Source organism: Stutzerimonas sp. FeSN7 (assembly GCF_030263795.1).
Lineage (GTDB): Bacteria > Pseudomonadota > Gammaproteobacteria > Pseudomonadales > Pseudomonadaceae > Stutzerimonas > Stutzerimonas stutzeri.
This window is the reverse complement of record NZ_JARPMN010000001.1, coordinates 306,478-325,068: the sequence shown is the minus strand read 5'-3', so window position 1 is coordinate 325,068 and position 18,591 is coordinate 306,478. Positions and strand designations below refer to the sequence as shown.

Annotated in this window: 16 protein-coding genes; 12 read left to right on the top strand and 4 right to left on the bottom strand. The window is 66.4% G+C overall.

What is annotated here, in order from left to right:
• Positions 1 to 15: 15 nt before the first annotated feature.
• Positions 16 to 1,488 carry an AMP nucleosidase gene (gene amn / locus P5703_RS01430; RefSeq protein ID WP_017246521.1) on the bottom strand — a complete coding sequence of 491 codons (1,473 nt, stop codon included), beginning with the start codon at positions 1,486 to 1,488 and terminating at the stop codon, positions 16 to 18.
• Positions 1,489 to 1,502: 14 nt separating this feature from the next.
• The gene (locus P5703_RS01425; RefSeq protein WP_111481540.1) at positions 1,503 to 2,912 is read right to left on the bottom strand and encodes an aminotransferase-like domain-containing protein; all 1,410 of its coding nucleotides are present in this window, start codon (positions 2,910 to 2,912) and stop codon (positions 1,503 to 1,505) included.
• 78 nt (positions 2,913 to 2,990) lie between these two features.
• On the opposite strand from P5703_RS01425, the gene P5703_RS01420 reads away from it, so the two are divergent.
• Positions 2,991 to 3,962, top strand: coding sequence for a threonine dehydratase (locus P5703_RS01420; protein WP_014597815.1), 972 nt, complete (start codon positions 2,991 to 2,993; stop codon positions 3,960 to 3,962).
• 168 nt (positions 3,963 to 4,130) lie between these two features.
• Positions 4,131 to 4,970 carry an ion transporter gene (locus tag P5703_RS01415; protein WP_013984153.1) on the top strand — a complete coding sequence of 280 codons (840 nt, stop codon included), beginning with the start codon at positions 4,131 to 4,133 and terminating at the stop codon, positions 4,968 to 4,970.
• Between the two features lie 42 nt (positions 4,971 to 5,012).
• Here the strand turns inward: P5703_RS01415 and P5703_RS01410 are convergent, their stop codons facing one another.
• Both P5703_RS01410 and P5703_RS01405 read right to left on the bottom strand, forming a co-directional pair.
• Positions 5,013 to 6,659 (bottom strand): acyl-CoA dehydrogenase family protein, encoded by a 1,647-nt coding sequence (locus tag P5703_RS01410; RefSeq protein ID WP_285585326.1) that lies wholly within the window; start codon positions 6,657 to 6,659, stop codon positions 5,013 to 5,015.
• 148 nt (positions 6,660 to 6,807) lie between these two features.
• Positions 6,808 to 8,808: a sensor histidine kinase gene (locus P5703_RS01405; RefSeq protein ID WP_014597817.1), complete on the bottom strand. Its 2,001-nt coding sequence runs from the start codon at positions 8,806 to 8,808 to the stop codon at positions 6,808 to 6,810.
• Positions 8,809 to 9,031: 223 nt separating this feature from the next.
• Between P5703_RS01405 and P5703_RS01400 the strand changes: the two genes are divergently transcribed.
• From P5703_RS01400 to lnt, 10 genes are all read left to right on the top strand, one after another.
• Positions 9,032 to 9,826, top strand: coding sequence for a hydroxymethylpyrimidine/phosphomethylpyrimidine kinase (locus P5703_RS01400; protein WP_014597818.1), 795 nt, complete (start codon positions 9,032 to 9,034; stop codon positions 9,824 to 9,826).
• Positions 9,827 to 9,840: 14 nt separating this feature from the next.
• Positions 9,841 to 10,482: a thiamine phosphate synthase gene (gene thiE, locus P5703_RS01395; RefSeq protein WP_011914765.1), complete on the top strand. Its 642-nt coding sequence runs from the start codon at positions 9,841 to 9,843 to the stop codon at positions 10,480 to 10,482.
• A 53-nt stretch (positions 10,483 to 10,535) separates the two neighbouring features.
• Entirely contained in the window at positions 10,536 to 11,819 is a 1,284-nt protein-coding gene (hemL, locus tag P5703_RS01390) for a glutamate-1-semialdehyde 2,1-aminomutase (protein ID WP_111481544.1), read from the top strand.
• A gap of 8 nt (positions 11,820 to 11,827) precedes the next feature.
• Complete coding sequence (locus P5703_RS01385; RefSeq protein ID WP_020305851.1) at positions 11,828 to 12,439, top strand: hypothetical protein; 612 nt, start codon at positions 11,828 to 11,830, stop codon at positions 12,437 to 12,439.
• 117 nt (positions 12,440 to 12,556) lie between these two features.
• A complete protein-coding gene (locus P5703_RS01380) occupies positions 12,557 to 13,093 on the top strand; it encodes a tetratricopeptide repeat protein (protein WP_011914768.1) in 537 nt (178 codons plus the stop codon).
• A gap of 103 nt (positions 13,094 to 13,196) precedes the next feature.
• On the top strand, positions 13,197 to 14,510 hold the full coding sequence (miaB, locus tag P5703_RS01375) for a tRNA (N6-isopentenyl adenosine(37)-C2)-methylthiotransferase MiaB (protein WP_017246528.1): 1,314 nt from the start codon (positions 13,197 to 13,199) through the stop codon (positions 14,508 to 14,510).
• A 131-nt stretch (positions 14,511 to 14,641) separates the two neighbouring features.
• Positions 14,642 to 15,649 carry a PhoH family protein gene (locus P5703_RS01370; protein WP_013984159.1) on the top strand — a complete coding sequence of 336 codons (1,008 nt, stop codon included), beginning with the start codon at positions 14,642 to 14,644 and terminating at the stop codon, positions 15,647 to 15,649.
• Positions 15,642 to 16,124, top strand: coding sequence for an rRNA maturation RNase YbeY (gene ybeY / locus P5703_RS01365; RefSeq protein WP_264886581.1), 483 nt, complete (start codon positions 15,642 to 15,644; stop codon positions 16,122 to 16,124). Before P5703_RS01370 ends, ybeY begins: the two co-directional genes overlap by 8 nt.
• 9 nt (positions 16,125 to 16,133) lie before the next feature.
• A complete protein-coding gene (locus P5703_RS01360; protein ID WP_011914772.1) occupies positions 16,134 to 16,976 on the top strand; it encodes a CorC family transporter in 843 nt (280 codons plus the stop codon).
• A 103-nt stretch (positions 16,977 to 17,079) separates the two neighbouring features.
• Positions 17,080 to 18,591, top strand: a complete 1,512-nt coding sequence (gene lnt, locus P5703_RS01355) for an apolipoprotein N-acyltransferase (RefSeq protein WP_013984161.1) — start codon at positions 17,080 to 17,082, stop codon at positions 18,589 to 18,591.

The following is an 18,591-nucleotide window of genomic DNA, read 5'->3' as shown; positions in this document are numbered from 1 at the left end:
AAGCGCCGGCGCGAATCAGCGGAACGGCGGCTCGTCGAAGCTGCGCAGCTTGCGCGAGTGCAGCGAGTTCAGCTGGCTGCGCAACAGGTCGAGGGCGGCGATGCCGATCTTCAGGTGCTGGGTCACGGCGCGCTCGTAGAACGCATTGGCCGACCCGGGCAGCTTGATCTCGCTGTGCAGGGGCTTGTCCGACACGCACAGCAGCGTGCCGTACGGCACGCGCAGGCGATACCCCTGGGCGGCGATGGTGCCGCTCTCCATGTCCACCGCCACCGCCCGCGACAGGTTGATCAGCGGCCGCTCCTGGGCCCAGCGCAATTCCCAGTTGCGATCGTCGTAGGTCAGCACGGTGCCAGTGCGCAGACGCTTCTTCAGTGCCTCGCCCTGCTCCCCGGTGATGCGTGCAGCCGCATCCTGCAGCGCCTGCTGCACCTCGGCCAGCGCCGGCAGTGGAATGTGCGGCGGCAGCACGCGGTCGAGGATGCCGTCGCGCCGCATGTAGGCGTGCGCCAGCACGTAATCGCCGATGGACTGCGACTGCCGCAACCCGCCGCAGTGGCCGATCATCAGCCAGCAATGCGGTCGCAGCACGGCGAGGTGATCGGTGATGTTCTTGGCGTTGGACGGACCGACGCCGATGTTCACCAGGGTGATGCCGTGGCCGTCATCGGCAATCAGGTGATAGGCGGGCATCTGGTAACGGTGCCAGAGCACACCGCCGATGATCGCCTGCGCCTCGCCCTCCTCCATGCCACGCTCGATGATCACGTTGCCCGGCAGCACCATGCGGGTGAAACGGGTGTCGTCACGCAGCATGTCCAGGCCGTGGCGGATGAACTGGTCGACGTAGCGGTGGTAGTTGGTCAGCAGAATCCACGGCTGCACATGGCGCCAGTCGCTGCCGGTGTAGTGCACCAGTCGGCGCAGCGAGAAATCCACCCGTGCGCCGTCGAACAGTGCCAGCGGATAGGGGTCGGCGTGCTCCCAGTCGTAGAGCCCGTCGGCGATGTCGTCGGTCGCGGCGGACAGGTCGGTGCTGGGAAATACCCGCGCCAGCTCGGCCGCAGTCACGCCGGTGCCGGCCAGCTCGTCGCCCTGTTCGATCACATAGGGATAGGGAATGTTGCGGTCGCTCATGCCGACCTCAACGGTGACGTTGAAATCCTGGATCAGCGGCTTGAGCTGATCGAGCAGGTAGGCGCGAAACGCGGCCGGGTGGGTCACCGTAACGCTGTACACGCCGGGCGCCTGCACCTTGGCATAGGCGCGGGTCGAAGCCGGCACTTCGCCGTGGCATTCATAGGTCAGACGCAGCTGCGGATAGCGGAACAGGCTGCGCTCCTGCAGGCTCGGCTCGGCGCGGCTGGTCACGTAACGTTTGAGCGCCTGGTTGAGCGCCGTGGTGGCGCGCGCGTGCAGTTCGGCAAGGTAGTCCACTGCAGCTTCTGCGCTGGTGGCAATGCGGAAAGTATCACCGGCTGGATTCATGCTGGATTCCTTGTTCAGTCGTTGGAAACATCTTGCCTGCTCATCGATGACAGCGATAGCGCCGCAGACACCTCATCCGTTGCTCGCCTCACGCCAAGCCCCTCGGCCAATGCCTGCAGCGCCTGCTGCAATGGCACCAGCCCGGGCGCCGCACTCAGGCTGAGGCGAAGCGCATCCGGCGCATCGGGGCCGACGGCAAACACCTGTGCCGCCGCGCACTCGATGGAAGCGGCGTGGGCAATGCCGGCCAGGCCGACCTCGCCATCCGTGGCCGTCAACCAAAGGTGCGGCGAAGCGGGCCCCGTCACCCTTGGTCCTAGCAGCTTGCGCGCCATCTTCCAGCGCCGCTCGATCTGGCGACGCTGCCAGGCCAGCCGACGCAGCGCCGTGCCGTCCTCGATCCACTCACTTGCCAGGCGCAGGCACAGCGGCGAGAGCGCCCAGCCGGTGGCCTGCGCTTCCGGATCGATGCGCCCCAGCCATGACCCGGGCGTGGCGATGAAACCGAAACGCAGCCCGGGCGCGACGGTCTTCGACAGGCTGCCGACCAACACGCTGCGCTCACCCAGCAACGTCGCCAGCGGTGGTTCGTCACCGAGGGCTCCGTAGACATCATCCTCGATGATCAGCAGATCGTGCCGACGCGCCAGCTCCGCGATCGCCTCGCGCCGCCCGCGGTCCATGCTGACGCCCGTGGGATTCTGCAGGCAGGGCGTCAGCACCGCGACCCGCGCACCGGTGGCCCGAGCCTGGCGATCGAACTCCTCGGGCACGATGCCGTGCTGATCGAGCGCCACACCATGCAGAGGCAGGCGCAGCTGACGCGCAGCGGCCTTGATGCCGGGCGAGGTCAGCGCCTCGACCAGCACCGGTTCGCCCGGCGCGCACAGGCCCAGCATGGCGGCAAACACACCCTGCTGTGCACCGGCACAGAGCAGGATCTGCCCCGGCGGCAGCTCCAGCCCGCGACGCTGCAACCAGCGGCTGACCGCGACGCGCCCGCGCTGCAGCGCCGAGGCCGAGGGGTAGCCCTGCAACAGCGCAAGCTCTGACGATGCTCCCAGCGCCGCCAGGCTGCGGTGCAGATCCCGATCGTCCGCGTCCAGCACCGGCAGATTGGTCGACAGGTCCAGGCGCGCCGGCACGGCCTCCGGCTGCTTGAGCAGGAACAGGCTGGCCTCGCGGCTGCTTGCCAGCACAAAGGTGCCCCGGCCGACCTCACCGCCAACCAGATGCCGTCGTGCGGCCTCGCGATAGGCCTGCATGGCCGTGCTCGGATTGAGCCCCAGCGCCCAGGCCAGCCGGCGCTGCGGAGGCAGGCGATCGCCTGGCTTGAGTTCGCCGCGCTCGATTGCCGCGGAGATCGCATCCACCAGCGCCAGATAGCGCGGTTGATCGTTATCGCTAAGCTTCGGAAGCCACATTGTCTGCCATGCAATATAAGGATTTACCCATACAATGATCCGACCTAGGCTCTCCGTCAAACTACTGAAGGAGCCGCCATGTTCGATCTCACCGCACTGCGCCAGGCCGCCGAACTGATCGGCCGGCATGTTCCGCCGACCCCACAGTACAACTGGCCGCTACTGTCGCAACGCCTCGGCTGCGAAGTCTGGGTCAAGCACGAAAACCACACGCCGGCCGGTGCATTCAAGGTTCGCGGCGGCCTGCTCTACGTGCATGAGCTGCTCGGGCGCGAGCCACGACTGCCCGGCATGATCAGCGCCACCCGCGGCAATCACGGCATCAGCCTGGCGATGGCCGCGCGACAGGCCGGCGTGCCGCTGAAGGTTCTGGTACCGCAGGGCAACTCGACGGAAAAGAATGCGGCGATGCGCGCCTGCGGCGCCGAAGTCATCGAACACGGTGAGGATTTCGACACGGCGCGCCAGCAAGCCGCCGAGCTGGCGAGACAGAGCGGCTGGCATTTCGTCCCCGCGCTGCATCCGGACCTGATTCGCGGGGTCGCCACCTATGCCCTGGAGCTCTTCGAGGCCGCGCCGCCGCTGCGCCGCGTCTACGTGCCCATCGGCATGGGCTCGGGGATCTGCGGCCTGATCCGCGTCCGCGACCTGCTGGGGCTGGACTGCGAAATCGTCGGCGTCGTTTCCAGCGCAGCGGACGCATACGCACAGAGCTTCGAGCAGGGGCGGATCGTCTGCACCGAAACCGCCGATACGTTCGCCGATGGCATGGCCTGCCGGATGCCTGCTGCCGAAGCACTGGAGATCATTGCCGAAGGTGCCGCACGCATCGTGCGTGTCGATGACGGCGAAATCCGCCGGGCGATCGTCGCGCTCCACGAAGACACCCACAACACCGCGGAGGGCGCCGGCGCCGCCGCACTGGCTGCCGCCATTCAGGAACGCGCGCTTAACACGGGGGAACGCATTGCCGTCGTGCTCAGCGGCGCCAACATCGATCGCCGTGTGCTGGCGGGGATACTGGCGGGCCACGCGCGGTGTTCCGACTGACGTGTGCGATGCCAGCAAGGCAGAAGGCTGCCTGTTAAATCAGGAAACGAGTCCGTCGCCGCAGGCAATTCCCGTCTGGCCTGCGCAACGCCATACTCGCGCCCGCCCGGCTCAGCGTGCGCCTGCGAGGCGCCGGCCGGGGCATCGATCGACAGACAGGTAGGCATCATGCAGGTAGCACATCCGGAAACGAGCCGCAGTCGCCTCGGCCAGTTCATCGAACGGCCAGCGTTCCAGCGCGGCATTCTGCTGCTCATCGTGATCAACGCGGCGATTCTAGGCATGCAGACCTCGGCCGCGCTGGTGGCGCGCTGGGGCGAGGCGCTGGTACTGCTGGATTCGCTGATCCTGGCGGTATTCGTTGCCGAGATCGCCGCGCGCATCTATGTCCACCGTGCAGCGTTCTTCCGCGATCCCTGGAGTCTGTTCGACTTCAGCGTGGTCGCCATCGCCCTGGTGCCGGCCAGCGGTCCGTTCAGCATCCTGCGTGCCTTGCGCGTGTTGCGGGTGATGCGCATGGTGACCATGGTGCCGTCGATGCGCCGCGTGGTCGGCGCACTGTTGTCGGCAATTCCCGGGCTGGGCTCGATCGCCATGGTGCTGGCGCTGGTCTTCTACGTCTCGGCGGTGATCGCCACGGGCCTGTTCGCCGCCGACTTCCCCGAGTGGTTCGGCAGCCTTGGTCGTTCGGTGTACACCCTGTTTCAGGTCATGACCCTGGAAAGCTGGTCCATGGGCATCGTGCGCCCGGTGATGGAAATCTTTCCCTATGCCTGGGTGTTCTTCATCCCGTTCATCCTGATCGCCACCTTCACCATGCTCAACCTGTTCATCGCGATCATCGTCAATGCGATGCAGACGGTCACCGACGCAGACCGCGAAGCCACCCAGGCGAGCATCGAGGCGGCGCGCGAGCATATCGAAACCGACCTGCACGACGAGGTCCGCGCCCTGCGCGGGGAGATCGCCGAACTCAAGGAATTGCTGCGCCAGCAGCCTCGTCCCTGACGCTGCAGGCCCGACGGCAAGGGGCTGCCGCCGGACAAGGGCTCATAGATGCGGTGCGCTGCGCGCCAGCAGCGCGGCGATATCCAGCCCCCTCGGCAGGGTGCCGTGCACCCGCCCGTGGCCATCCAGCCGGCTGGCGATGAAGGCATCCGACACCGCGGCATCGCCCGCTTCGAGCAGCAGCTTGGCCTGCAGCGCCACGGCTACCTCTTCGGTCAGCTGACGGGCGCGGTACTGGATGTCCTCGGTGTCGCCGAAGGCCGCCTTCAGTCGCTGGATATGCGCCTTCAGGCGCGCGTCACCGTGGCCATCGCCGAGTTCGGCGAACAGCACCTCCAGCACGCCGGGCTCCTTGGACAGCGCGCGCAGTACATCCAGGCATTGCACGTTGCCGGAGCCTTCCCAGATGGAATTCACCGGCGCCTCGCGATAAAGCCGCGGCAGGATGGTTTCCTCGACATAGCCGGCGCCGCCGAGGCATTCGCTGGCCTCGGCGATCATGGTCGGGGCGCGCTTGCAGATCCAGTACTTGCCGATGGCGGTGACCAGGCGGGCGAACTTGTCTTCGTGCTCGTCACGGCGATGGTCCTGGGCGCGGCCCATGCGCAGGGTCAGCGCCAGCGCTGCCTCGCTTTCCAGGGCAAGGTCGGCCAGCACGTTCTTCATTAGCGGCTGATCAAGCAGGGCGCGCCCACCTACCCGGCGGTGCGCGCAATGATGCATGGCCTGTGTCAGCGCCTGACGCATCAGCGAGCTGGAGCCGATCATGCAGTCGAAACGGGTCGAGGCGACCATCTCGATGATGGTCGGCACGCCGCGGCCCTCCTCGCCAACCATCCAGGCCAGCGCGCCGCGGTACTCGACTTCGCTGGAGGCGTTGGCCCAGTTGCCCAGCTTGTTCTTCAGACGCTGGATATAGAAGGCGTTGCGCGTGCCGTCCGGGCGATGGCGCGGTAGCAGGAAACAGGACAGCCCCTTGTCGGTCTGCGCCAGGGTGAGGAAGGCGTCGCACATGGGCGCCGAGCAGAACCACTTGTGGCCGATCAGCTCGTAGGCCTGCCCCGGCCCGCCAGCACCGACCGCAAAGGCACGGGTCGTGTTGGCACGCACGTCGGTGCCGCCCTGCTTCTCGGTCATGGCCATGCCGATGGTAACGCCGGCCTTCTGCTCCATCGGCACGTTGCGCGGGTCGTATTCGCGGGCGAGGATCTTCGGCAGCCAGCGTTCGGCAAGGTCAGGCTGCAGACGCAACGCCGGCACGCTGGCGTAGGTCATGGTCAGGGGGCAGCTGCTGCCGGCTTCGGCCTGGTTGTGCAGGTACATCAGCGCCGCACGCGCCACCTGCGCGCCGGGCTGGGGATCGGTCCAGGGCAGCGAGGGGATGCCATGCTCGACGGCGGTGCGCATCAGCTCGTGATAGGCCGGATGGAATTCCACCAGATCGATCCGATGACCGTAGCGATCATGGCTCTTGAACACCGGCCTGTTCTCGTTGGCGAGAAAGCCGGCCTGCATCAGTGGCCCACCGGCCAGCGCGCCATAGACATCCAGCCGCCCCTGGGCCCAGCCGGCATGATAGCGCTGCGTCCATTGTTGCAACGGCAGGTCGAGGCGGTAGAGGTTGGCGCCTTCGAGCGGCGGCACCTGATTGGTGACCTCGTGGGTTTCGGCACAGGTCTGCGGAATCATCTGACGGCCCTCGTTTCGTTGCCGATGCGCGGCGGCTGTCAGCAAGCGTAGTCGGCGCATGCGAGCAACGGGCGGCGCGGTTGGATCAGCAGTGAAACACGCAGCGGCAGACCGCTTGAAGCGAGGTATCGGCCAAAAGGTCCGCGCCTCAGGCAATCGGCGCGGACGGCGGATTACCGTTCGGTTGACTCGCGAGCATCTGTTCGGGGCCATGCAGCGGGAAGCGCACGCGGATGCAGAAGCGACTGCCCAGGCCGGGCCGCGACTGCTGGCTCAGCTGCCCGCCGAACACTTCGATCAGCCCGCGGCTGATCGCCAGGCCGATGCCGAGCCCGCCGTAGCGTCGGGTCATGGAGCCATCCACCTGGCGGAACTGGTGATAGAGGTAGGCCTGATCGGCGTCGCTGAAACCGATGCCGCTGTCGATCACTTCTACCTCGAGCTGCACCTGGCGCTGTTCCATCGCGCCGCCGAAGCGCAACGTCACGGCGCCCCGCGAGGTGAACTTCACCGCGTTGTCGAGCAGATGACAGATGCTTTGCTCGAACTTCTCGCCGTCCCCGTACACGCGGTCCGGCAGCTTGCCGTCGAATTCCAGATCGAAGGCCAGCGCCTTGGCGCGCGCCTGGGGGCCGAACTGCTGCTCCAGCCGCACCGCCGTGTCGCGCAGGCTGAAGCGCTGGGCCTGCAGGCGCAGCTTGCCGGCGCGCAACTCGCTGAGCACGAGGATGTTGTTGACCAGGCGCATCATGTCCCGCGCCGAACCGGTGGCAATGTGCTGGTACTGCTGCAGTTCCTCCGGAGTTTCCGACGCCGGCAGCAGCTCGAGCGCGCCCATCACGCCCATCATCGGCGTGCGCAGCTCGTGGCTGATGTTGGAGAGAAACTCGTCCTTGAGCCGGTTGCTCTCGGCCAGCTCGCGGTTCAGCTGTTCCAGGTCGGAGCGGGCGTTCTCCAGGATCTTTGCCCGCTCGTCCTTCAGCGCGTTGATGCGATCGGCCAGCGCCATCGAAAGCAGCACCACCTCCAGCGCGGCCCCCAGCTGGCTGGCGTACATCGTCAGGAAGTTGTGCGGCAGGTGGCCCAGCACCATCAGGGTGTTGATCTGCCCTCCGACCAGCAGCGCGCTCCAGGCGATGATGAAATAGCGCGCCACACGCATGCCGCGCAGCCAGGCCAGGATGCCAGCGGCGAACACCGCCAGGGTGAAGAGCAGCGCCAGCGCGGTGGCCAGGCGCAGCGACAGGCCATAGTCGGTGGTCAGCGCCAGCACCATGACCACCACCGAAAAACCGATGATCAGCCGCAACAGCCGGTCCATCCAGCGGCTGTGCTCGGCGGTGCGCAGGAAGCTGCGGGTGAACAGGCAGCCGAACAACCCGGTGGCGCCGATCAGCAGGGGGGTCGCAGCGTTGGCCCACCAGGGCCGATCCGGCCAGAGAAACTGCACCCCGGCGCCGTTCACCGAGACCTGATAGAGGCCAAACGCGGCGATGTAGAGGATGTAGAACAGGTAGCTCTGGTCGCGGATGCTGATATAGATGAACAGGTTGTAGACCAGCATCGCCAGCAGCACGCCATAGATCATGCCCAGTACGTAGATGCGTCCCGGCTGCGCCTCCAGATAGGCGTGCTGCGACCAGAGGCTCAGCGGCACCTGAATCGAGCCTTCGCTCTCCACCCGCAGGTAGACGCGCTGCGGCTGCTCGGGCTGGAGCTCGAGTTCGAACAGGTAGTTGCCCTGACGGATCTCGCGACTGGCCCAGGGCCGGGTGTCGCCGGTATCCCGGGCGAGGCGGTAGCCACCCTGCCCGTCGGACAGATAGAGCTGCAGGCTGTCCAGTGGCGGATACGCCACTTCCAGCAACCAGCGCCTCGCCCCCTGGGCGATCTGCGGCCGGTAGCTCAGATCGATGCGAACCCAGTGCACGGAGCGTGAATAGCCGGCGTTGAACACCGGCGTTCGATTGCGCTGGAAATGGCTTTCGAATGCGGGCGACGCGATGTCCTCTATGCTGATCTCTCCGCGCGGGTCCTCGAACACTTCCATCACCTGCCCGAGCGGCAAATGACGGGTGTGTTCGTCGAGCTCGACGGCGGCGGCCAAGGCAGGCAGAACAGCCAGAAAGAAGAGGAAGACGTACCGCATGATGCCTCGTGCAGGCCAGGCGACTACTGCGAACCCACCGTCGGTGAACTCTGTCGCCCGGTCCGAAAACCAAAGTGCCAGCAATCTACCACAGCGGCGTGCGCACCCGGAAAAAGCCGATTCGCCAGGATGACTTGGCCGATGACCGGTGCGCGCGGCGGTGGCGGATAGACGCACAACTGCCGCGTCCCGCCAGCGCGGTTTGGTGATAAGCTCGCACGCCATGAAAAACTTCACTTCCCGTCCCGTCGTCCTCTGCCTGTCCGGCCACGATCCCAGTGGCGGCGCCGGCCTGCAGGCGGACATCGAAGCCCTGCTGGCACAGGCCTGCCACGCTGCGCCGACCGTCACCGCGCTCACCGTGCAGGACACCGTCAACGTCTCCGACTTCCGCGTGCTCGACCGCGAGTGGGTACTCGCCCAGGCCAACGCAGTGATCGCCGACCTGCCCATCGCCGCCGTCAAGCTGGGTATGCTCGGCTCGGTGGAGATGGTCGAGACGGTGCTCGAGATCATGGCCCGGCTGCCGGGCGTGCCGCTGGTCTGCGACCCAGTGCTGCGCGCCGGCGGTGGCGGTGCGCTGGGCAAGGAGGATGTCGGCTACGCCATGCGCGAGCGGCTGTTCCCGGTTTCCACCATCGCCACGCCGAATCTGCCGGAAGCTCGGATCCTTGCCGAACTGCCGGAGGGCAGCGCCGACGAGTGTGCCGAGCGCCTGCTGCCGCATATCCGCCACCTGCTGATCACCGGCGGCCATGGCGACGAGAGCGAAGTGCACAACCGCCTGTATTGCCGCGACGGCAGTCGTCACGACTTCACTTGCGCGCGCCTGCCGGGCAGCTATCACGGCTCCGGCTGCACCCTGGCCAGCGCCCTGGCCGGCCGTCTGGCACTGGGCGAGGAACTGACCAGCGCGGTCCGCTCAGCGCTCGACTACACCTGGCGTACGCTGCGCGATGCCGAGGCCCCCGGCCACGGCCAGTACGTGCCGCGCCGCCTGCCCCTGGACCTGGCCTGACTGGAGACCAGCGCATGAAGGAATCGTCCCGCCTGCGCGGCCTGTACGCCATTACCGACAGCAAATTGCTGGCCGATGGCCGCCTGCTGCCCTATGTCGAGGCGGCACTGAAGGGCGGCGCCCGCCTGCTGCAGTATCGAGACAAGACCAGCGACGAGGCGCGGCGGCTGCGCGAGGCCGATGCGCTGCAGGAGCTCTGCGCCCGCCACGGTGCTCAGCTGATCATCAACGATGATGCCGAGCTGGCCGCGCGCCTGGGCGTTGGCCTGCACCTGGGCCAGGAAGATGGTTCGCTGGCAGCCGCCCGGGCCCTGCTCGGCCGCCAGGCGATCATCGGTGCCACCTGTCATGCGCAACTGCCGCTGGCCGAGCAGGCGGCGCGTGACGGCGCCAGCTACGTCGCCTTCGGCCGTTTCTTCCAGTCCCATACCAAACCCGGCGCACCGGCAGCCAATCACGAATTGCTGCGTGAAGCCCGCGCCCGTATCGGCCTGCCCATCGTCGCCATCGGTGGCATCACGCTGGACACCGCGCCATCACTGATCGCCGAAGGCGTGCAGATGATCGCCGTGATCCACGCCCTGTTCGCCGCCGACAGCGCCGCCGAGGTCGAGCGCCGCGCCCAGGCCTTCAGCCAACTGTTCAACACGCCCTGATTCCGCCACGGTGGGTCGCTGATGCCGGCCCGCCCCTGTTTTGCGAGGCCCGCATGTCCCGTTCCGAAACCCTCTTTGCCAGCGCCCAGACCCACATCCCCGGCGGCGTCAACTCGCCGGTTCGCGCCTTCCGCAGCGTCGGCGGCACCCCGCTGTTCCTCAAGCACGCCGAAGGCGCCTATGTCATCGACGAGGACGACAAGCGCTACGTCGACTACGTCGGCTCCTGGGGCCCGATGATCCTCGGCCACAGCCATCCGCAGGTGCTGGATGCGGTGCGTCGCCAGCTCGAGCACGGGCTGTCCTACGGCGCACCGACCGCGATGGAAACCGAGATGGCAGAGCTGGTCTGCCGCCTGGTGCCGTCCATGGAGATGGTCCGCATGGTCAGCTCCGGCACCGAGGCAACCATGAGCGCGATCCGCCTGGCCCGTGGTTACACCGGTCGCGACGCCATCATCAAATTCGAGGGCTGCTACCACGGCCACTCCGACAGCCTGCTGGTGAAAGCCGGCTCCGGCGCCCTGACCCAGGGCGTACCAAGCTCAGCGGGCGTGCCGGCGGACTTCGCCAAACACACCCTGACCCTGGCCTACAACGACCTCGACGAAGTCGAAGCCACACTGAAGGAAAAGGGCGAGCAGGTCGCCTGCATCATCGTCGAGCCGGTGGCCGGCAACATGAACTGCGTGCCGCCGGCGCCGGGCTTCCTCGAAGGCCTGCGCCGCCTGTGTGACGCGCACGGCGTGGTGCTGATCTTCGACGAGGTGATGACCGGTTTCCGCGTCGCCCTCGGCGGTGCCCAGGCCTACTACGGCGTGACGCCGGACCTTTCGACCTTCGGCAAGATCATTGGCGGCGGCATGCCGGTGGGCTGCTTCGGCGGCAAGCGCGCCATCATGGAACGCATCGCCCCGCTCGGCCCGGTCTACCAGGCTGGCACGCTGTCGGGCAATCCACTGGCCATGGCCGCTGGCCTGACCACCCTGGAGTTGATCAGCCGCCCCGGCTTCCATGACGAACTGGGCGCCTACACCAGCCGCATGCTGCAGGGCCTGCAGGATCGCGCCGATGCCGCCGGCATCCCCTTCGTCACCACCCAGGTGGGCGGCATGTTCGGTCTGTATTTCAGCGGCGCTGACGACATCGTGACCTTCGCCGACGTCATGGCCAGCGATGCCGACCGCTTCAAGCGCTTCTTCCACCTGATGCTCGAGGGTGGCGTTTACCTGGCGCCGAGCGCGTTCGAAGCCGGCTTCACCTCCATCGCCCACGGTGATAAAGAGCTGGTCATCACCCTCGACGCCGCCGAGCGCGCCTTCGCCAAGCTCAAGTGAACGCGCCGATGGAACTGTTGCAGTCCCTGCTGCTGACGCTTGCCGCTGCTGCCAGCGCGATCCTGATCGGTCGCGCCCGGCGCCGTTACGGCGAAGCGGATCAACCGGCGCTGTTCAGCGCGATGCTCGCCTTCATCCTTGCCGCGGCCAGCGGGGCGACCGGCCTCGCTGGCGGATTGGCCGAGGCCCAGCAGTGGCTGGAACGCGCCACCCTGCTGCTCGGTCTGCCGCTGCTCGCGCTGGCGGCGCTGACCCTGGCACGACGCTGGGCCTGGAGCCGGCCGAACTGGGGCCGGGTGGTGCTCGGCCTGTGCGTATTCTTCGAACTGGCACGACAGCTGGGCTGGAGCGAGCCCTATGCGCTCGGCCTGCTGCTCGCCAGCGCGCTGCTGGTGATCTATGCGGCGGTGCTGCAATGGCCGGACCGCTTGCCGAGCGGTGCTGGCGTCGCGGCCGGCGTGCTGTTGCTGCTCATGCTGCCGATACCCGGCGGCAGTGCTATCGACAATCCGCTGGCCGGGGCAGAGCCACTGCTGCTGGCCATCGCCAGTCCGCTGCTGGCGCTGCTGTTGCTGCGCTTGCCGGGCAGCACAGGCGAACAACAGCCAACCGCGACATAAAAAGCCGATGGCAGGCGGTTAAAGGCTTTGTAAGCAGACTGCAGCTTATCCATAATGTGACGGCTGGCTCGTTCCAGCCTTTCATTATCGCCCTGCTCCTCGAGGCGCCAGATTTTCATGATCCGCACCGGCCGCATCCTGTCTTTGGGCTGTCTGCTGCTTCTCTCGCCTCTCACGGCCCTGGCCGGCGGGAACACCCTGCTGATCCCGGCGACCGCCCGTTGCGCGCTCAACACGCTCCCCGAAGAACTGCCCGAGGCGCTGCGCAGCTGCCAGCAGGCCGCCAGTGAAGGCGACGTGCAGGCCGCCTACGAACTGGGCGAATTCCACTACGATGGCCGCCGCGCACCGCGCGACCTGGCCAAGGCGCTGTACTGGTTCGAACAGGCATCGCTGCGCGGCCATGCGGCGGCGCAGCACCGCCTCGGCGTAATGTTCTTCCGGGGCGAAGGCGTCAAGGCGAACAACGTCCAGGCCTATATCGTGCTGAAGATGGCTGCGGTCAACGGCGAGGACGAGGCGCTGGACACCGCCGACCGTGTCTCCGCGCAGATGCGCCGCGACGAACTGGAGATCGCCACTCAGGTGCTCGGCCAGATCTTCCGCGACTATCTCATGCAGCTGCAGGCCGCCGACGCGCCGCTCATTCCCTGAGGCCTGGCGAGGCAGCCACCCTGCGGCATCCGTCCGCGCTTTCCCCTGCCCGGCGGTGGGCATATAATCGCCGGTCATTTTTTGCACAACGCCGGCCCGTAACATGACCCGCAAGCTTTTCATCGAAACCCATGGCTGCCAGATGAACGAGTACGACAGCTCGCGCATGGTGGACCTGCTGGGCGAACACCAGGCCATGGAGATCACCGAGAATCCGGCAGAAGCCGACGTGATCCTGCTCAATACCTGCTCGATCCGCGAAAAGGCCCAGGAAAAGGTCTTTTCCCAGCTGGGCCGCTGGCGCGAACTGAAACAGGACAATCCGCAGCTGGTGATCGGCGTCGGCGGCTGCGTCGCCAGCCAGGAAGGCGCGGCGATCCGCGACCGCGCGCCCTATGTCGATGTGGTGTTCGGCCCGCAGACACTGCACCGCCTGCCGGAAATGATCGATGCCGCGCGCACCACCAGGACGCCGCAGGTGGATATTTCCTTCCCCGAGATCGAGAAGTTCGACCGCCTGCCCGAGCCGCGCGTCGACGGCCCCAGCGCCTATGTCTCGGTCATGGAAGGCTGCAGCAAGTACTGCACCTTCTGCGTGGTGCCCTACACCCGCGGCGAGGAAGTCAGCCGGCCGCTGGCCGATGTGCTGGCGGAGATCGTTCACCTGGCCGAGAACGGCGTCAAGGAAGTCACCTTGCTGGGGCAGAACGTCAACGGCTATCGGCACGACGGCCACGACTTCGCCGACCTGCTGCATGCAGTGGCAGCGATCGATGGCATCGGACGCATCCGCTACACCACCAGTCATCCGCTGGAATTCTCCGACGCCATCATCCAGGCCCACGCGGACATCCCGCAGCTGGTGAAATACCTGCACCTGCCGGTACAGGCCGGTTCCGACCGCATCCTCGCAGCGATGAAGCGCAACCACACCGCGCTGGAATACAAGTCGCGCATCCGCCGCCTGAAGGCCGCGGTCCCGGACATCCTGATCAGCTCGGACTTCATCGTCGGCTTCCCCGGCGAGACGGACAAGGACTTCGAACAGACCATGAAGCTGATCGAGGACGTCGGCTTCGACTTCTCCTACTCCTTCGTCTACAGCGCTCGTCCTGGCACCCCAGCGGCGGACCTCGCCGACGACACACCGGATGAGGTCAAGAAACAACGCCTGGCGATCCTTCAGCAGCGCATCAACCAGCAGGGCTTCGAGAACAGCCGACGAATGGTCGGCACTACGCAGCGCATCCTGGTCAGCGACTACTCGAAAAAAGACCCCGGCATGCTGCAGGGCCGTACCGAGCACAATCGCATCGTCAACTTCCGCTGCGACAACCCGCGACTGATCGGCCAGTTCGTCGACGTTCACATCGACGATGCGCTGCCACACTCGCTGCGTGGCAGCCTGCTATCTTGAGAGTGACGGTCGCGGGCCCGTGTGATTGCATCGGCGCCGCGACCGGCTGCCCGACTGTGCTTTCCGCATTGCGCCCGCAGCGCTATTCTTTCCCTCACCACTTCGCCGATCACGGCCACATATAAAAGCCCTTGAACGCACCCATAGAACCGCATCGCTTCACCCTCGAACCCTTTGAAGCCCGTCGCTTCGCCAACCTCTGCGGCCAGTTCGACGAGCATCTGCGCCTGATCGAACAACGCCTGGAGCTGGAAATCCGCAACCGCGGCAACCAGTTCGAACTGGTCGGCCCGAGCAACGTGGCCAAGTCCGCCGAGAACCTCCTGCGCCGCCTGTACCGCGAGACCAAGACCACCGAGCTGTCTCCGGACATGGTGCACCTGTACCTGCAGGAATCCGGCATGGAGGAACTGGCCAACCCGAACGCCCAGCAGGGCGTGGCGCTGCGCACCAAGAAGGGCATGATCCGCCCGCGTGGCGCCAACCAGCAGCGCTACGTCAAGGCCATCCTCGACAACGACATCAATTTCGGCGTGGGCCCGGCCGGTACCGGCAAGACCTACCTGGCGGTCGCCTGCGCGGTGGACGCGCTGGAACGCGAGCAGGTGCGCCGCATCCTGCTGGTGCGCCCGGCGGTGGAGGCCGGCGAGAAGCTCGGCTTCCTGCCGGGCGACCTGGCGCAGAAGATCGACCCCTACCTGCGCCCGCTGTACGACGCGCTCTACGAAATGCTCGGCTTCGAGTACGTGGCGCGCCTGATCGAGAAGCAGGTGATCGAGATCGCTCCGCTGGCCTACATGCGCGGGCGTACGCTGAACAACAGCTTCATCATCCTCGATGAGAGCCAGAACACCACCCAGGAGCAGATGAAAATGTTCCTGACCCGGATCGGCTTCGGCTCCACCGCCGTGATCACCGGCGACATCACCCAGGTCGACCTGCCGCGTGGCACCAAGAGCGGCCTGGCGCACGTCATCGAGGTGCTCAAGGACGTCAACGGCATCAGCTTCACCCACTTCAAGCCCAAGGACGTGGTGCGCCACCCGCTGGTGCAGCGCATCGTCGAGGCGTACGAGTCGTTCGAGGATCGTCAGTCGCCGGCCAGCAAGCGCGCCGCACAGGATGCCGCCGGTGATTGAACTCGACTTGCAGTGCGCCAGCACTGGCGCCGCGCCCGCTGCGACGGACCTGCAACGCTGGTGCGAACTGGCGCTGCGCCAGCGCAGTGGCGACTCCGAGCTGACCATTCGCCTGGTCGACGAGGAGGAAGGCCGCGAGCTCAACCGCACCTGGCGACAGAAGGACTACGCCACCAACGTGCTGTCGTTCCCGGCCGATGTGCCGGACGAATTTCTCGACATTCCGCTGCTCGGCGACCTAGTCATCTGCGTGCCTGTGGTCGAGCGCGAGGCAGCAGAACAGGGCAAGGCCCTCAACGCGCACTGGGCGCATCTGGTCATCCATGGTTGCCTGCATCTGCTCGGCTACGATCACATCGAAGATGCCGAAGCCGAGGAGATGGAAGCGCTTGAGCGCCAGCTGCTGGCTGAACTGGGGCACCCCGACCCCTATGCTGAAGATTCGCCCGAAACGGGCATTTGCAAGGACTCTTGAGTCAACGACATGAGCGAAGATCGATCGATCAGCGGGCAGAAGACCTGGCTGGAAAGAATCACCCAGGCTTTTGCCCATGAACCCAAGAATCGCCAGGAGCTGCTGGAGATCCTGCGCGAGGCCCACCAGAACAAGCTGCTCGACAACGAGGCGCTGGCCATCGTCGAAGGCGCCATCCAGGTCGCCGACCTGCAGGTACGCGACATCATGGTGCCGCGGTCGCAAGTGATCAGCATCAAGGCCGACCAGTCTCCACGCGAATTCCTCCCCGCCATCATCGCTGCCGCGCATTCGCGCTATCCGGTCGTCGGCGAGAGCCTCGACGAGGTGATCGGCGTGCTGCTGGCCAAGGATCTGCTGCCGCTGATCCTCAAGGAGGACCAGCAGAACTTCGACATCAAGGACCTGCTGCGCCCGGCCACCTTCGTGCCCGAATCCAAGCGCCTCAATGTGCTGTTGCGCGAGTTCCGCGCCAACCACAACCACATGGCCATCGTCATCGACGAATACGGCGGCGTGGCCGGCCTGGTGACCATCGAAGACGTGCTCGAGCAGATCGTCGGCGATATCGAGGACGAGCACGACGTCGAGGAAGACAGTTATATCCGACCGTTGCCCAGCGGCGACTTTCTGGTCAAGGCGCTGACGCCGATCGACAGCTTCAACGAGTACTTCGGCAGCGCCTTCCCCGACGACGAGTTCGATACCGTTGCCGGCCTGGTGATGAGCACCTTTGGCCATCTGCCCAAGCGCAACGAGGTGACCGAGATCGACGGTTTCCGCGTTCGCGTATTGAACGCCGACAGCCGCCGCGTGCACATGCTGCGCCTGAGCCGCCTGGAAAGCGCTTGACCTGCGACTTGCCGCCCGCCCGCGGGCGGCAAGCGATCGGCCAGCTTGCCGGATCGCCTCGTTGCCCTTAGCCTGCGCCGCAATCCCCGCCCAAGGAAACCCCATGCACTGGTTCACCCGCCCCGGCTGGCCGGGCAATCTGCTGGCGCTACTGGCCGGCACGCTGACCACGCTCTCTTTGGCCCCCTTCGACATCTGGCCGCTGGCCCTGTTGTCGGTGGCACTGCTCTACCTCGGCCTGCGCGAAACCGGGCCGAAACAGGCGGCGCAACGCGGCTGGTGCTACGGCTTCGGCCTGTTCGCCTCGGGCGTCAGCTGGGTCTATGTGAGCATCCATGACTTCGGCGCGGCGTCGCCGCCATTGGCCGGGCTGCTGACGTTCGGCTTTGTCGCCGGCCTGGCGCTGTTCTTCGCCCTGCTCGGCTGGCTCTGGGTGCGGCTGCTGCGCAATCGCCATTCGGCGCTCGGTGACGCGCTGGCCTTCACCGCGCTCTGGCTGGCCTTCGACGCCCTGCGTGGCTGGCTGCTCACCGGCTTTCCCTGGCTCTATATCGGCTACAGCCAGCTCGACGGCCCGCTATCCGGCCTGGCGCCGGTGGGTGGTGTCTGGCTGCTGAGCTTCGCCATCGCCCTGAGCGCCACCCTGCTGGTCGCGCTGCCGCGACTGCGTGCCGACAAGCCGCGCCTGCTGGCTGGCGTCCTGTTGCTGATCGCCCCCTGGCTGACCGGACTGGCGCTCAAGGATCGCGCCTGGACCCAGGACAAGGGCAACCCCCTGAGCGTGGTTGCGGTACAGGGCAACGTCGAGCAGAGCATGAAGTGGGACCCCAAGAAGCTGGAGATGCAGCTGCTGTTGTACCGCGACATGACCTTTCGCAGCCGCCCGGCGGACCTGATCGTCTGGCCGGAAACCGCCGTGCCGATCCTCAAGGAACACGCCGAAGGCTACCTGGCGATGATGGCTGGCTTCGCCGAGCAGCGCGGATCGGCGCTGATCACCGGTGTGCCGGTGCGCCAGCCCAACGCCGACGGCGAGCTGCGCTACTACAACGGCCTGACCACCGCTGGCGAGGGTGCCGGCACCTACCTCAAGCAGAAGCTGGTGCCGTTCGGCGAGTACGTGCCGCTGCAGGAACTGTTGCGCGGGCTGATCGCCTTCTTCGACCTGCCAATGTCCGATTTCGCCCGCGGCGAACCCGGCCAGCCGCTGCTGCAAGCCAGAGGCCTGCAGATCGCGCCCTACATCTGCTATGAGGTGGTCTATCCGGAGTTCGCCGCGGGCCTCGCGGCGCAGAGCGACCTGCTGCTGACGGTGAGCAACGATGCCTGGTTCGGCCGCTCCATCGGCCCGTTGCAGCACCTGCAGATGGCGCAGATGCGCGCGCTGGAGGCCGGGCGCTGGATGATCCGCGCGACCAACAACGGCATCACCGTGCTTATCGACCCCTATGGGCGCATCACCGAGCAGATTCCGCAGTTCGAACAGGCCGTGCTGTATGGCGAGGTCACGCCAATGCAGGGGCTTACGCCCTACCTGCGCTGGCGCTCCTGGCCGCTGATCGCGGTATGCGTGTTGCTGCTCGGCTGGGCACTGGTCAGACGCAAGTCCGCATAG